The sequence below is a fragment of the Halomonas sabkhae genome, assembly GCF_030409265.1.
In the GTDB taxonomy this organism is placed as follows: Bacteria; Pseudomonadota; Gammaproteobacteria; order Pseudomonadales; family Halomonadaceae; genus Halomonas; species Halomonas halmophila.
Genome location: NZ_JAUFPM010000005.1, coordinates 1 through 14,680, shown reverse-complemented (window position 1 = coordinate 14,680; position 14,680 = coordinate 1). Strand labels below are relative to the sequence as shown.

The window sequence follows — 14,680 nt, the reverse complement described above, 5'->3', positions numbered from 1 at the left end:
CGGCGGCCCGGGCCTCGTTACAAAAAAGCCCCGCCGGTGTGAGCCGGCGGGGCTTTTGGCATCAGCGCAACGGGAAGTGATCAGGCGGTGCCGATCATGTTGCGCAGCACATAGTGCAGGATGCCGCCGTGCTGGTAGTACTCCATCTCGTTGGCGGTGTCGATGCGGCACAGTGCCTCGACGCGTTTTTCGCCCTTGGCGCTGCTGATGGTCACTTCGACCTTGCCGCCGGCTTCCAGCTCCGCGAGGCCGGAGATGGAGACGCGTTCGTCACCGGTCAGGCCGAGCGTTTCACGGGTGTCGCCATTGGTGAACTGCAGCGGTACCACGCCCATGCCGATCAGGTTGGAGCGGTGGATGCGCTCGTAGGACTCGGCGAGCACGGCGCGCACGCCCAGCAGGCGGGTGCCCTTGGCGGCCCAGTCACGGGAGGAGCCGGTGCCGTATTCCTTGCCGGCGACGACGACCAGGGGCGTGCCTTCCTGCTGATACTGCATGGCCGCGTCGTAGATGGCCATCTGCTCGCCACTCGGCACGTGGCGGGTCTCACCGCCGACCACGCCATCGAGCATCTCGTTCTTGATGCGGACGTTGGCGAAGGTGCCGCGCATCATGACCTCGTGGTTGCCGCGACGCGAGCCGTAGGAGTTGAAGTCGACCGGCTTGACGCCGTTCTCCTGCAGGTAGCGTCCGGCGGGGCTGTCGGGCTTGATGGCGCCGGCCGGCGAGATGTGGTCGGTGGTCACCGAGTCGCCGAGCTTGGCCAGGATGTGAGCGTCCTTGATGTCCTCGGTCGGCGCCGGCTCACGCCCCATGCCGTCGAAGAAGGGCGGGTGCTGGATGTAGGTGGAATCCTTGGACCACTTGTAGACCTGGCTTTCCGGCACCTCGATGGACTTCCAGACATCGTCGCCGTCGAAGACCTCGGCATACTCCTTGCGGTACATCTCGGTCTTGACCTTCTCGACGGCCTCGGCGATCTCGGCCTGGCTCGGCCAGATATCCTTGAGATAGACCGGCTTGCCGTCGCTCCCGGTGCCCAGCGGTTCGTTGGCCAGGTCCTTGCGCACGTTGCCGGCCAGTGCATAGGCCACTACCAGGGGCGGTGACGCCAGCCAGTTGGTCTTGACCAGCGGATGTACCCGGCCCTCGAAGTTGCGGTTGCCGGACAGCACCGAGGCCACGGTCAGGTCGCCGGTTTCGACGGCTTTCTCGATGGCTTCCGGCAGCGGCCCGGAGTTGCCGATGCAGGTGGTGCAGCCATAACCCACCAGGTTGAAGCCCAGCTCGTTCAGGTCATCCTGCACGCCGCCGGCGGCCAGATAGTCGGTGACGACCTTGGAGCCCGGTGCCAGCGAGGTCTTGACCCAGGGCTTGGTGGCCAGGCCACGGGCCAGCGCATTGCGTGCCAGCAGGCCGGCGGCCATCATCACGCTGGGGTTGGAGGTGTTGGTGCACGAGGTGATGGCGGCAATCACCACGGCGCCGGGGTCGAGACGGAAGGCCGCGTCTTCCATGTCGACATCCTGGCTGTCGTCATGCTTGAAGTGCTCATCGTCCTGGGCGCCGGCCTGGCCACCCTCGGAGATCATGCGACCCTTCTCGACGGCCTGCAGCGGCTTGCCGTCGTCTTCCATCACCTTGGCGAAAGCCGCCGGCATGTCCCGCAGGTTGACGCGGTCCTGGGGACGCTTGGGGCCGGCCAGGCTGGATTCGACTTCGTTCATGTCCAGGTGCAGGGCATCGCTGAAGACGGGCTCCTGGCCCGGCTCGCGCCACAGGCCCTGAGCCTTGCAATAGGCTTCGACCAGTTCGACCTGCTCGTCGTCGCGACCGGTCAGACGCAGATAGTTGAGCGTCTCTTCATCGACCGGGAAGAAGCCGCAGGTCGCGCCGTACTCGGGCGCCATGTTGGCGATGGTGGCGCGGTCGGCCAGTGGCAGGTCCGCCAGGCCGTCGCCGTAGAATTCGACGAACTTGCCGACCACCCCGCGCTCGCGCAGCATCTGGGTCACGGTGAGCACCAGGTCGGTGGCGGTGATGCCTTCGCGCAGCTTGCCGGTCAGCTTGAAGCCGACGACCTCGGGAATCAGCATGGAGACCGGTTGGCCCAGCATGGCGGCCTCCGCCTCGATGCCGCCGACGCCCCAGCCGAGCACGCCCAGGCCATTGATCATGGTGGTGTGGGAGTCGGTACCCACCAGGGTGTCCGGATAGGCGTAGGTCTTGCCGTCGACATTCTTGGTCCAGACGGTCTTGCCCAGGTACTCCAGGTTGACCTGGTGGCAGATGCCGGTGCCCGGCGGCACGACACGGAAGTTGTCGAATGCCTGCTGTCCCCAGCGCAGGAATTCGTAGCGCTCGCGGTTGCGCTCCATCTCGATGGCCACGTTGTCGCGGAAGGCCGTGGGGTTGCCGAACTTGTCGACCATCACGGAGTGGTCGATGACCAGGTCGACCGGCGACAGCGGGTTGATGCGCGAGGGGTCTTCGCCCAGGCGCTGAACGGCGTCGCGCATGGAGGCGAGATCGACCACGCCGGGCACGCCGGTGAAGTCCTGCATCAGGACGCGGGCCGGGCGATAACCGATTTCGCGGTCGGATGAGGCCTTCTGCTGCCAGTCGACCAGGGCCTGCAGGTCGGCGCGCTCGACGCTCGGGTCCTCGGCGAAACGTAGCTGGTTCTCGAGCAGTACTTTGAGTGTCATCGGCAGGCGAGAGATGTCGCCTAGGGCTTCGGCGGCTTTCGGCAGGCTGTAGTAATGGTAGGTCGTGCCGGCGGCCTCGAAGGTCTGCAAGGTATCCGGAGTGGATTCGTTGCTCATTGCTTTCCTCCTGTCACGGGAGTGTCGAACCATCCTGGGCTCGTGATCTTACATGGTCATGATACAGGGCCTTTTCAACCGACGCCCATGATGATGGTCTTGAAACCGCAGGCTCTACCCCCCACATCGTCAGCTTGAAGCCAACTCGGGAGCCGTTGCCATGCAGGAAGACGCTCTGGAAAGCCGGCGGGTGCATTGTCCCTATTGTGATACGCCTTTTACGCTCTGGGTGGATATCTCGCAAGGCCGGCACATGACCTGGCAGGACTGTCCGCAGTGCTGTGCACCGATTCAGATGCGCATCGAGGTGTCGGAGATCTCCGGCGAACTCGAGTCGGTCATGCTAGGCCAGGATGACGATGTGCTGTGAGGCACATGGTCTGGTGCGGGCCTGTTGTGCACGGCACAATAGGCAGCGGTCATGATCACCATAGCCTTTCGCCGATGGCTCGTCAGCGGCCATTGGCCTAATGTCTCAGAACGCGACCGCAGTGGCTTGTGCCATGCCGATGAGGGGTCGGTATCGCTCAGTCCGTTGTGTCATCCATTGCCAGAATCGTGAGGTACCCCATGAGCGAAGCACGCCACGAACGCCTGATCATCCTCGGCTCCGGGCCGGCCGGCTACACGGCGGCCGTCTATGCCGCCCGCGCCAATCTCAAGCCACTGTTGATCACGGGGCTGCAGGCGGGTGGCCAGCTGACCACCACCACCGATGTGGACAACTGGCCCGGCGATGATAGCGGGGTACAGGGACCGGAGTTGATGGAGCGCATGCAGCGCCATGCCGAACGTTTCGACACCGAGGTCCTGTTCGACCACATCAACGAGGTCGAACTGAGTGAGCGTCCTTTCACCCTCAAGGGCGACAGCGGCACCTACACCTGCGATGCGCTGATCATCTCCACCGGCGCCAGTGCCCGCTACCTGGGCCTCGAGTCCGAGAGTCGCTTCATGGGGCAGGGGGTCTCGGCCTGCGCGACCTGTGATGGCTTCTTCTATCGCAAGCAGGAAGTGGTCGTCATCGGTGGCGGCAACACCGCGGTCGAAGAGGCGCTTTACCTGTCCAACATCGCGTCGAAGGTGACCCTGGTGCATCGCCGCGACAGCCTGCGTGCCGAGAAGATCCTTCAGGACAAGCTGTTCGACAAGGTCGAGAACGGCAACATGGAAGTGATCTGGAACCATACCCTCGAGGAGGTGCTGGGGGACGGCAGCGGCGTGACCGGCGCCCGCCTGGCCTCCACCGAGGATGGCAGTCAGCGCGAGATTTCGGCCCCCGGCGTCTTCATCGCCATCGGCCACAGCCCCAACACCGGCATCTTCGAAGGCCAGCTCGACATGGCCGGCGGCTACATCAAGGTGCAGTCCGGCCTCCACGGCAACGCCACCGCGACCAGCGTGCCCGGTGTCTTCGCCGCCGGCGACGTCATGGACCATGTCTACCGCCAGGCCGTGACCTCCGCCGGCACCGGCTGCATGGCCGCCCTCGACGCCGAGAAGTATCTGGATGAAAGCTAGAAGGTGAAAGAGCGCCCGGCCTGTCGACCGGGGGAAGTGGCAAGTACGCGCCTGGCGCTTTCTAAAGAGGGAAGAACGGCGCTTCGCGCCTTAAGAGGGAAGTCAAACCCCTAGATGCCACAACCCCGGGCGCTAGCCTGGCCTCTTCCCTCTTCCCTCTTCCCTCTTCCCTCTTCCCTCTTCCCCTACCTTGAAAACCCTGCCACCAGACTCCATCTCTTCTGTCAAGACACATTGACAGGGTCAGGCGGCGCGTCCGAACGCGCCGTTACCCCGATGGAGGATTACGAATGCGTTTCGATAAATTCACTGCCAAGTTGCAGAATGCGGTGGCGGATGCCCAGTCCCTGGCCGTGGGGCAGGGGCATAACCAGCTCGAGCCGGGGCATCTGCTGATGGCCTTGCTGGATGCCAGTGATACCGGCGTCAAGGCGCTGATCCAGAAGGCCGGGGGCGATGCGACGCGGCTGCGCGATGCCTTGAAGAGCCATCTGAACGACCTGCCCAGGGTGGGGGACTTCGACGGTGAGGTGCAGCCGTCCCGCGATCTGGTCAAGCTCTTCAACCTGACGGACCGCGAGGCGCAGAAGCGCGGTGATCAGTATATCGCCAGCGAGCTGGTGCTGCTGGCGGCGCTGGACATGCGTCATGCGGTCAGCAAGGTGCTGACCCAGGCGGGGCTGTCGCGTCAGTCGCTGGAGACGGCGGTCAATAGCGTGCGCGGCGGTGCCAGGGTCGACGACCCCGATGCGGAAGGGCAGCGCGAGGCGCTGGACAAGTACACCCTGGACCTCACCGAGCGCGCGACCAGTGGCAAGATCGATCCGGTCATCGGCCGTGACGACGAGATCCGGCGCGCCATCCAGGTGCTGCAACGGCGCACCAAGAACAATCCGGTGCTGATCGGCGAGCCCGGGGTGGGCAAGACGGCCATTGTCGAGGGGCTGGCACAGCGCATCGTCGATGGCGAGGTGCCGGAAGGCCTCAAGGACAAGCGTGTCCTGTCGCTGGACATGGGCGCACTGCTGGCCGGCGCGAAGTTCCGCGGCGAGTTCGAGGAGCGTCTCAAGGCGGTGCTCAAGGAGCTGGCCGAGGAGGAAGGGCGCGTCATCCTGTTCATCGACGAGTTGCACACCATGGTCGGCGCCGGCAGGGCGGATGGTGCCATGGATGCCGGCAACATGCTCAAGCCGGCGCTGGCCCGCGGCGAGCTTCACTGTGTCGGGGCCACCACGCTGGACGAGTATCGTCGCTACATCGAGAAGGATGCGGCCCTGGAACGTCGCTTCCAGAAGGTGCAGGTCGACGAGCCCAGCGAGGCGGACACCATCGCCATCCTGCGCGGTCTCAAGGAGCGCTATGAGGTGCACCATGGCGTGGACATCACCGATGGCGCCATCATCGCCGCGGCCAAGCTGTCGACGCGTTACATTACCGATCGCCAGCTGCCCGACAAGGCCATCGACCTGATCGATGAGGCCTCTTCGCGTATCCGCATGGAGCTCGATTCCAAGCCGGAGGAGATGGATCGACTCGACCGTCGCCTGATCCAGCTCAAGATGGAGCGCGAGCACCTCAAGAAGGAGAGTGACGAGGCCTCCCGCCAGCGTCTCGCCGGCCTCGAGGAGCAGATCGGTGAGCTGGAGCGGGAGTATGCCGACCTGGACGAGATCTGGAAGGCCGAGAAGGCCAGCATCCAGGGCGCGGCACAGTTCAAGGATGAGCTCGACAAGGCGCGCATCGACCTCGAACAGGCGCGACGCCAGGGCGACCTGGGGCGGATGTCGGAGCTGCAGTACGGGGTGATCCCCGACCTGGAGCGCAAGATCGCCGAGAGCAGCGAGGAGGAAGCCGACACCTCCGAGCATCGTCTGCTGCGCTCCAATGTCACCGAGGAAGAGATCGCCGAGGTGGTGTCGCGCTGGACCGGCATTCCGGTGTCCAAGATGCTCGAGGGCGAGCGCGACAAGCTGCTGCGCATGGAAGAGGCGTTGCACGAGCGTGTGATCGGTCAGGATGAAGCGGTGCGCGCGGTCTCCAACGCCGTACGGCGCTCACGCGCCGGCCTGGCGGACCCCCATCGGCCCAATGGTTCCTTCCTGTTCCTCGGGCCGACCGGGGTCGGCAAGACCGAGCTTTGCAAGTCGCTGGCCGGTTTCCTGTTCGATACCCAGGAAGCCATGGTGCGCATCGACATGTCGGAGTTCATGGAGAAGCACTCCGTGGCCCGCTTGATCGGCGCGCCGCCGGGCTATGTGGGCTATGAAGAGGGTGGCTACCTGACCGAAGCCGTGCGCCGCAAGCCGTACTCCGTGCTGCTGCTCGACGAGGTCGAAAAGGCGCATGCGGATGTCTTCAACATCCTGCTGCAGGTGCTGGAGGATGGTCGGCTCACGGATGGCCAGGGGCGTACCGTGGACTTCCGCAACACCGTGATCGTGATGACCTCCAACCTGGGCTCCGACATCATTCAGCGCATGGGCGCCGAGGATGATTATGCGCAGATGAAGTCCCGGGTCATGGAAGTGGTCGGCACGCACTTCCGTCCCGAGCTGATCAACCGCATCGACGAGGTGGTGGTCTTCCACTCGCTGGCGCAGGCGCAGATTCAGGCCATCGCCGGTATTCAGCTCGAGCATCTGCGCTCGCGCCTGGCCGAGCATCAGCTGGGGTTGGAAGTCTCCGACGAGGCCCTGGCACAGCTGGCGGAGGCCGGGTTCGATCCAGTGTTCGGCGCGCGGCCGTTGAAGCGGGCCATTCAGAGCCGGATCGAGAACCCGCTGGCCGAGGATCTGCTGGCCGGGCACTTTGCGCCGGGCGAGACGGTACATATCGAACTCGACGGAGACCGCCTGACCTTCCGCCACTGAAACCGCGCCATCCGGCCGGTGACTGCCCCCAGGGGCGGCCCCGGCCTGCCACTGACGCCCGCCGGTCAGCCCGACCGAGCGGGCGCTCTTGTGTGTGGAGGTCAGGCCATGCGGGCTTTTCGGTGCCTTCGGCGGCCACCCGAGGTTGACACTTCGTGGCTGCTATTGGAACCTTGACGGTTCCTGATACGGGCGTGGAATTCAGCGGGCAATCCCCCACCTCCGCGCGAAGGGTAGGCCGCAGGCCTTTACCCGCCGAAGGACTTCCGGGTCAGGGCCAACCGCCCGACCTGGCCAATGCCCCCGAAGCGGTGATCCGCCGTGAGAGGGAAGGTCTGACGTACATTGCTCGATCAGCCTTCCCGACGAGAGTGCTGGCCCTAACCGGGCCTAAAAACGCCAGGGTTTGGCATCAGGTGCCGGCGTGTCCGGCAGCGGCATACCGCCGCACTCGAACTGGCGTCCGATGGACGCTTATTGCACTCGAGACCTCCAGGGGAGAAACATCTGTGGAATTGCTTTCCGGCGCGGACATGATCGCCCGCTTCCTGCAGGATGAGGGCGTCGAATACATTTACGGCTATCCGGGCGGCGCGGCGCTGCATATCTATGACGCACTGTTCCGCCAGGACAAGGTCAAGCACATCCTGGTTCGCCATGAGCAGGCCGCCACTCATGCGGCCGACGGCTATGCCCGGGCATCCGGCAAGCCGGGCACGGTACTGGTGACCTCGGGCCCCGGTGCCACCAATGCGGTGACCGGCATCGCCACGGCCTACATGGATTCCATTCCGATGGTCGTGCTCTGTGGCCAGGTGATGAGCCATCTGATCGGCGATGATGCCTTTCAGGAAACCGATATCGTCGGTGTGACCCGGCCGATCGTGAAACACAGCTTCACGATCCGTCATCCTTCCGAAATTCCGGAAGTCCTGCGCAAGGCGTACTACCTGGCGTCGACCGGTCGTCCCGGTCCGGTGGTGGTGGATATCCCCAAGGATATGACCACGCCGACCGAGCGCCATGAGTACGTCTATCCGAAAAAGGTCAAGATGCGCTCCTACAACCCGGTGGCGCGCGGTCATACCGGCCAGATCAAGAAGGCCGTCGAGCTGATGCTCAAGGCGCGTCGCCCGGTCTTCTATACCGGCGGTGGCGTGGTCACGGGACGTGCCTGCGAGGGGCTGACCGATCTCGTCAAGCGCCTCGGCCACCCGATCACCACGACCCTGATGGGCATCGGCGCCTTTCCGCAGAGCGATGACCAGTGCCTGGGCTGGCTGGGCATGCACGGCTCCTACGAGTCGAACATGGCCATGCACCATGCCGACCTGATCATCGCGGTCGGGGCGCGCTTCGATGACCGCGTGACCAACAACACCTCGAAGTTCTGCCCAACGGCCAAGATCATCCATGTGGATATCGATCCGAGCTCGGTCTCCAAGACCGTGCGCGCCGACGTGCCGATCGTGGGCCCGGCCCAGAGTGTCATCAACGAGATGATCAGCCTGCTGCAGGGCCGTGAAGTGGCCGATCCTGAGGCACTGGCCGACTGGTGGAAGACCATCGACGGCTGGCGCGAAGAGCGGCGTGGCAAGTTGTACGAAGCCTCGAAGGAAGGCGAGTTGCTCAAGCCTCAGGAAGTCATCGAGGCCATCTGTCGCCTGACGCGGGGCGAGGCCTACGTCACCACGGATGTCGGCCAGCACCAGATGTTCGCGGCGCAGTACTACAAGTTCGACAAGCCCAATCGCTTCATCACCTCGGGCGGGCTCGGCACCATGGGCTTCGGCTTCCCGGCCGCCATGGGCATCAAGCACAACTATCCCGATGAGCAGGTGGTCTGCATCACCGGCGAGGGCAGCTTCCAGATGATGATGCAGGAGCTGTCGACCTGTAAGCAGTTCGGCGGCGGGGTGAAGATCATCAACGTCAACAATGCCTCGCTCGGCATGGTGCGTCAGTGGCAGGACCTGAACTACAAGTCCCGGCATGCGCATTCCTACATGGAGTCGCTGCCCAACTTTCAGCAACTCATCGAGGCCTATGGCTTTACCGCGCTGCGGGTGGAAACCATGGAGGAGCTCGAGCCGGCGCTGGAACGGACCTTTGCCGACAAGCACGAGCTGGTGTTCCTCGACGTCATGGTCGACCCGCACGAGCACGTCTATCCGATGCAGGTGCCCCTGGGCTCCATGCGTGACATGCTGCTTTCCAAGACGGAGCGGAGCTGATGCGCCATATCATCTCGATTCTGATGGAAAACGAACCGGGCGCCCTGTCTCGCGTGGTGGGTCTGTTTTCCCAACGCAATTTCAATATCGAAACGCTCAACGTGGCACCCACCGAGGACGAGACGCTGTCGCGGCTGACGGTGACTACCGTGGGGGACGACCGCGTCATCGAGCAGATCACCAAGCACCTCAACAAGCTGATCGATGTGGTCAAGCTGGTGGATCTGACCGAGGGCAGCCATATCGAGCGCGAGCTGATGCTGGTCAAGGTCAAGGCACTGGGCGCGGCGCGCGACGAGGTCAAGCGCACCGTGGATATCTTCCGTGCGCAGATCGTCGACGTGACGCCGAGCCTGTACACGGTGCAGATTACCGGCGATGCCGAGAAGCTGGATGCCTTCCTGCAGGCCATGGCGCCGGTGGGCATTCACGAGGTGGCGCGTACCGGGGTCTCCGGAATCGCCCGCGGCGACAAGGTGCTGTCCCTCTGAGTCGCTGCGGCATTCGTTAGCATCATGCAAGCCGCCCCTTCGAGGGCGGCTTTTGCGTAGGGGCATGCACTGCGGGCGCTCAGATATCCAGGCAGATCTTGCCGAAGTGCTGCTGGGATTCCTGGTGGCGGAAGGCGTCGGCGATGTTCTCGAGCGCGAAGTGGCGGTCGATGACCGGCTCGATACCCAGTGCTTCGATGCCACGAATCATGGTCTGCTGATGGGCCCGGCTGCCGACGATAATGCCCTGCAGGCGGGCCTGCCTGGCCATCAGCTTGGCGGTGGGGATGTCGCCGCCGCGACCGGTCAGCACGCCGATCAGCGAAATATGCCCACCGATGCGGATGGCGTCGATGGATTGCACCAGGGTGGCGGGGCCACCGACCTCGACGATGTGATCGACACCGCGCCCGTCCGTCAGTGACTTGACCTCGGCGCCCCACGCCGGCGTCGTACGGTAATTGATCGTGTGATCGGCCCCCAGGGCCGCCAGTCGAGCGAGTTTCTCGTCCGACGATGAGGTCGCGATGACGGTGGCGCCCATGGCCTTGGCGAACTGCAGGGCGAAGATCGAGACGCCGCCGGTGCCGAGTACCAGCACGCTGTCGCCGGCCTTGAGACCGCCTTCCACCACCAGCGCTCGCCAGGCGGTCAGGCCGGCCGTGGTCAGCGTGGCCGCCTGAGCATGACTATAGCCGCGCGGTGCATGGGTGAACCAGGTGGCCGGGCGAATGACCTGTTCGCGGGCATAGCCCTCGACGCCGTCACCGGGCACGGTCGTGAAGTCGCCGACCTCGGCCGGGCCGGTCAGCCAGGTGGGGAAGAAGGTCGAGACCACCGAGTCGCCCACCCTGAACTCCTCGACATCCTTGCCGGTCGCTTCGACCACACCGGCGCCGTCCGACATGGGGATACGGCCGTCGGCCGTGGGCATGGCACCACTGACCACTCCGTAATCATGGAAGTTGAGCGAGCTGGCGTGGAGTCGGACGCGCACCTCGCCGGGACCGGGTTCGCCGGGGGCGTCCCGTTCCTGCAGGTGCAACTGGTCCAGTCCCCCCGGTTGAGCAAGAGAAATGACGTTCATGAGGTCGCTCCAGCGTGATTGATATTAGCCTGCTAAGTTCGTCAGTCTGACGCGCGACGGGCTTCGCCGACAAGGCGTATGAGGCCGAGCCCCTGCCACCCGGCTCAGCCGCGTTCCTCGACCTCTTCCCAGAGCGCGCTGATCAGCGGGCTGCGCAGGCGTCGATTGAGCACGCACAGGCCGACATCATAATAGGGCAGTTCCGGCTTGACCGGCAGCATGCGGACACGCTCGGCCAGCGGGCTGGCTTCGAGCACGATGCGTGGCACCACGCCGATGCCGAAGCCCAGGCTGACCATGCTGACGATGGCCTCATGGCCGGCCACCTGGGCGTAGATACGCGGCGATATGCCCAGTGCCCGGAACCAGGTATCGCTGACTTCGCGTGACAGGCCGGACTCCGACAGGATCATCGGCACCTGACGCCACTGCTCGATATCGGGTGTGCGCGGATCGTCGGGTATCCAGTCATGATCTTCCAGTGGCGCGATGAACACCAGCGGTGAACGGGTCAGCGACTTGAATGCCAGGCCCTCGGGCAAGCGTCGGGGACGTGAGGTGATGGCCATGTCCTCGTTGCCGGATTGGACGCGTGTCATGGCCTGTGCCGGATCCCCGGTATGCAGCTTCAGCTCGATGCCCGGATAGTGGTTGCGGAACTCGCTGAGCAGGTCATAGAGGAAGCTGTAACTGGCGGTGACGGAACAGTAGATGCTGATCTCGCCGGTCAAGGCGCGCGCTTCACTCATCAGTGACTGGCGCAGTTGCTCCCATTGCTCGAGCGTGTCACGGGCGAACGCATGGAAGCTGTGGCCCTGGCGGGTCAGTGCCACGTGGCGGTTGTCACGTTCGAACAATGAGACGCCGAGGCTGCTTTCCAGTTGCTGGATCGAGCGTGACAGCGTCGACGGGCTGACGTGACAGAGTTCACTGGCACGACCGAAGTGCAGTGTATCGGCCAGCGTCAGGAAGTGTTTGAGGGGGCGCATGTCCATGCGAGCATTATTGCATATCTCGGGATGTGTTATTGCAAATATAGCGTTTTACGCAACAAGAATCCTGACGTAGAGTTCATTCACCGACAGAGCCCAGGGCTCGACCGAAATCCCAGTGCCACGACAGATGGCGCGGGTGGTCATCGACGCTGACACGACCCTTCACCCTTGATCATCAGGAGCTCGACATGCAGGTGTATTACGACAAGGACTGCGACCTTTCCCTCATCCAGGGCAAGCAGGTTGCCATCATCGGCTATGGCTCTCAGGGCCACGCTCACGCCAACAACCTCAAGGAATCCGGTGTCGATGTCGTGGTCGCCCTGCGCCCCGGCTCCGCGTCGGCTGCCAAGGCAGAAGCCGCGGGCCTGAAAGTCGCCACGGTGGAAGAGGCCTGCCAGTCAGCCGATGTACTCATGCTGCTGGCGCCGGACGAATACCAGAAAGCGATCTATGAAGAGCAGATCGCGCCGAACCTCAAGCAGGGGGCGACCCTGGCGTTCGCGCACGGCTTCAACATCCATTACAACCAGATCGAGCCGCGTGCCGACCTGGACGTGATCATGATTGCCCCCAAGGCACCGGGACATACCGTGCGTTCCGAGTTCGTGCGCGGCGGCGGTATCCCGGACCTGATCGCCATCCAGCAGGACGCTTCCGGCAGTGCCAAGGAACTGGCCCTGTCCTATGCGGCCGCCATCGGCGGTGGCCGCAGCGGGATCATCGAGACGTCCTTCCAGGATGAAACCGAGACCGACCTGTTCGGCGAGCAGGCCGTGCTGTGCGGCGGCGCCGTGGAGCTGGTCAAGGCCGGCTTCGAGACCCTGACCGAGGCCGGTTATGCCCCGGAAATGGCCTACTTCGAGTGCCTGCATGAGCTCAAGTTGATCGTCGACCTGATGTACGAAGGCGGCATCGCCAACATGAACTACTCCATCTCCAACAATGCGGAGTATGGCGAGTATGTGACCGGCGGCGAAATCATCAACGAGCAGTCGCGCCAGGCTATGCGCAGCGCGCTCAAGCGCATCCAGAACGGCGAGTATGCCAAGATGTTCATCAACGAGGGCAACAGCAACTATCCCTCGATGACCGCACGTCGCCGACTCAATGCCGAGCATCCGATCGAGCAGGTCGGCGAGAAGCTGCGTGGCATGATGCCGTGGATCGCGGCCAACCAGCTGGTCGATAAGAGCAAGAACTGATCGAGCCCGCTGGCTGGTAGAAGGCATCCGTTGACGGGGGCGCGGTGATACACCGTGCCCCCGTTGCGTTCCGGGCGCTGCCGGACGTGCGATGAATCGTGAGCCATCCCGGCCGCAGTGTGTAGAATGACAAGAACCTTCAGCTGCAATGGAAGACACTGATGAGCCAAGACCCGAATAACGGCGAACAGACGGGGCGCGACACGAACGACGAGGACCTGGCGTCGACCTTCATGCGCGAGTCCGAAGTCGTCGAGGAGGCCGTCGAAGATGGCCGCAAGGTCAAGCGTCGCGGCATCTACCTGCTGCCCAACCTCTTCACCACCTCGGCGCTGTTCTCGGGTTTTTTTGCCGTGGTCGCTGCCATCAACGGGGACTTTGCCGCCGCATCCATCGCGATTTTCATTGCCATGGTGCTGGATGGCCTGGATGGCCGAGTGGCTCGCCTGACCAATACCCAGAGCGATTTCGGAGCGGAGTTCGACAGCCTCTCCGACATGCTGTCCTTCGGCGTTGCTCCCGGGCTCGTGTCATTCATCTGGATTCTGCAGGATGTCGGCAAGACCGGCTGGGTCGTGGCCTTCCTCTATGTGGCCTGCGCGGCACTGCGTCTGGCGCGCTTCAATGTGCAGATCGGTAGTGTCGACAAGAAATGGTTCATCGGCTTGCCCAGTCCCTCGGCGGCGGCCCTGGTCGCGGCAAGTGTCTGGACCTTTCACAGCTTCGAGGCGGATGCCTTCGGCTTCAAGCTGTGGATGCTGGGTGTCGTCGGCGCCGCCGGTGTGCTGATGGTCAGCAACATCCGTTACTACAGTTTCAAGGATATCGACCTCAAGGGGCCGGTGCCTTTCGTCATGCTGCTGGCCATCGTGCTCGGTTTCGTGGTGATTTCCATCGAACCCTCCGTGATGCTGTTGCTGTTGTTCGGCACCTATGTGGCATCCGGACCTGTCCTGGCCGGGGTGCGCAAGCTGCGTAAGTCCACGGTCTGACATTCATCAGGCCACGCGTACACAACGCCCGCCTCGTGCGGGCGTTCGCGTACTTGGCTCCTGGCACCCGGTTATCCACAGGCGGTCCGGCACATGAGGGCTGTGGATGATTCGGCAGGGCGCCGTGTCACGAGTCGGTAAAAATCCCTTCAAAAACTCCTTGCGTGAAGCCGACTGAGGCCATATAGTACGCATCCGCTGCCGGCGACGGGCCAACCTCGCCAGCGGTGGAAAGAGGTGGAAGCCACTGTTTTTCTTGGCGTTTTTCGGCATCACGACGAAAATCATCGATTGACAGAGCCGCGGATTTCGGTAGAATACGCACCACTTCTTGCAGGGTCCGCCAAGGGCTTGATCGGAAGCCGCCTTTCGAGGCTGCGTCGTTCGCTCGGCAACACATCGAGCTTGACGCCAGGCACCGATCCTGTAGAATACGCCTTCCTCGCCAGGCGCTGATGAC

11 protein-coding genes are annotated in these 14,680 nt (G+C 63.6%); 7 read left to right on the top strand and 4 right to left on the bottom strand.

Features of this window, described 5'->3' with window-relative positions; genetic code table 11:
• Positions 1–80 precede the first annotated feature (80 nt).
• A complete protein-coding gene (gene acnA, locus QWY79_RS03925) occupies positions 81–2,825 on the bottom strand; it encodes an aconitate hydratase AcnA (protein ID WP_290270095.1) in 2,745 nt (914 codons plus the stop codon).
• A gap of 160 nt (positions 2,826–2,985) precedes the next feature.
• Here acnA and QWY79_RS03920 point away from each other — a divergent pair, with 160 nt between their 5' ends.
• The 5 genes from QWY79_RS03920 (at position 2,986) to ilvN (ending at position 9,941) form a co-directional block, all read left to right on the top strand.
• Positions 2,986–3,195, top strand: coding sequence for a zinc ribbon domain-containing protein (locus QWY79_RS03920; protein ID WP_141322043.1), 210 nt, complete (start codon positions 2,986–2,988; stop codon positions 3,193–3,195).
• 200 nt (positions 3,196–3,395) lie between these two features.
• Entirely contained in the window at positions 3,396–4,346 is a 951-nt protein-coding gene (trxB, locus tag QWY79_RS03915) for a thioredoxin-disulfide reductase (RefSeq protein WP_290270091.1), read from the top strand.
• Between the two features lie 290 nt (positions 4,347–4,636).
• On the top strand, positions 4,637–7,216 hold the full coding sequence (clpB, locus tag QWY79_RS03910; RefSeq protein WP_290270090.1) for an ATP-dependent chaperone ClpB: 2,580 nt from the start codon (positions 4,637–4,639) through the stop codon (positions 7,214–7,216).
• A gap of 509 nt (positions 7,217–7,725) precedes the next feature.
• Positions 7,726–9,450: an acetolactate synthase 3 large subunit gene (locus QWY79_RS03905; protein ID WP_141321939.1), complete on the top strand. Its 1,725-nt coding sequence runs from the start codon at positions 7,726–7,728 to the stop codon at positions 9,448–9,450.
• Positions 9,450–9,941: an acetolactate synthase small subunit gene (ilvN, locus tag QWY79_RS03900; RefSeq protein WP_013331089.1), complete on the top strand. Its 492-nt coding sequence runs from the start codon at positions 9,450–9,452 to the stop codon at positions 9,939–9,941. The genes QWY79_RS03905 and ilvN overlap by 1 nt, the downstream gene beginning before the upstream one ends.
• A 79-nt stretch (positions 9,942–10,020) precedes the next feature.
• Here the strand turns inward: ilvN and QWY79_RS03895 are convergent, their stop codons facing one another.
• Both QWY79_RS03895 and ilvY read right to left on the bottom strand, forming a co-directional pair.
• Positions 10,021–11,028 carry a zinc-dependent alcohol dehydrogenase family protein gene (locus tag QWY79_RS03895; RefSeq protein ID WP_290270082.1) on the bottom strand — a complete coding sequence of 336 codons (1,008 nt, stop codon included), beginning with the start codon at positions 11,026–11,028 and terminating at the stop codon, positions 10,021–10,023.
• A gap of 104 nt (positions 11,029–11,132) precedes the next feature.
• Positions 11,133–12,023, bottom strand: coding sequence for an HTH-type transcriptional activator IlvY (gene ilvY / locus QWY79_RS03890; RefSeq protein WP_290270080.1), 891 nt, complete (start codon positions 12,021–12,023; stop codon positions 11,133–11,135).
• A 149-nt stretch (positions 12,024–12,172) separates the two neighbouring features.
• On the opposite strand from ilvY, the gene ilvC reads away from it, so the two are divergent.
• Together ilvC and pssA are read left to right on the top strand one after the other, a co-directional pair.
• Positions 12,173–13,228, top strand: a complete 1,056-nt coding sequence (gene ilvC, locus QWY79_RS03885) for a ketol-acid reductoisomerase (protein ID WP_281285708.1) — start codon at positions 12,173–12,175, stop codon at positions 13,226–13,228.
• 161 nt (positions 13,229–13,389) lie between these two features.
• Positions 13,390–14,220, top strand: a complete 831-nt coding sequence (gene pssA, locus QWY79_RS03880; protein WP_290270078.1) for a CDP-diacylglycerol--serine O-phosphatidyltransferase — start codon at positions 13,390–13,392, stop codon at positions 14,218–14,220.
• A gap of 127 nt (positions 14,221–14,347) precedes the next feature.
• Here pssA and QWY79_RS03875 read toward each other — a convergent pair.
• Positions 14,348–14,680 (bottom strand): hypothetical protein (locus tag QWY79_RS03875; protein WP_290270076.1); only part of this gene is annotated, 333 nt, incomplete at its 5' end.

Excerpts from the sequence above, each read along its gene's own strand:
- acnA (WP_290270095.1), bottom strand. The coding sequence starts at position 2,825 with ATGAGCAACGAATCCACTCCGGATACCTTGCAGACCTTCGAGGCCGCC.
- QWY79_RS03920 (WP_141322043.1), top strand. The coding sequence starts at position 2,986 with ATGCAGGAAGACGCTCTGGAAAGCCGGCGGGTGCATTGTCCCTATTGT.
- trxB (WP_290270091.1), top strand. The coding sequence starts at position 3,396 with ATGAGCGAAGCACGCCACGAACGCCTGATCATCCTCGGCTCCGGGCCG.
- clpB (WP_290270090.1), top strand. The coding sequence starts at position 4,637 with ATGCGTTTCGATAAATTCACTGCCAAGTTGCAGAATGCGGTGGCGGAT.
- ilvN (WP_013331089.1), top strand. The coding sequence starts at position 9,450 with ATGCGCCATATCATCTCGATTCTGATGGAAAACGAACCGGGCGCCCTG.
- QWY79_RS03895 (WP_290270082.1), bottom strand. The coding sequence starts at position 11,028 with ATGAACGTCATTTCTCTTGCTCAACCGGGGGGACTGGACCAGTTGCAC.
- ilvY (WP_290270080.1), bottom strand. The coding sequence starts at position 12,023 with ATGGACATGCGCCCCCTCAAACACTTCCTGACGCTGGCCGATACACTG.
- pssA (WP_290270078.1), top strand. The coding sequence starts at position 13,390 with ATGAGCCAAGACCCGAATAACGGCGAACAGACGGGGCGCGACACGAAC.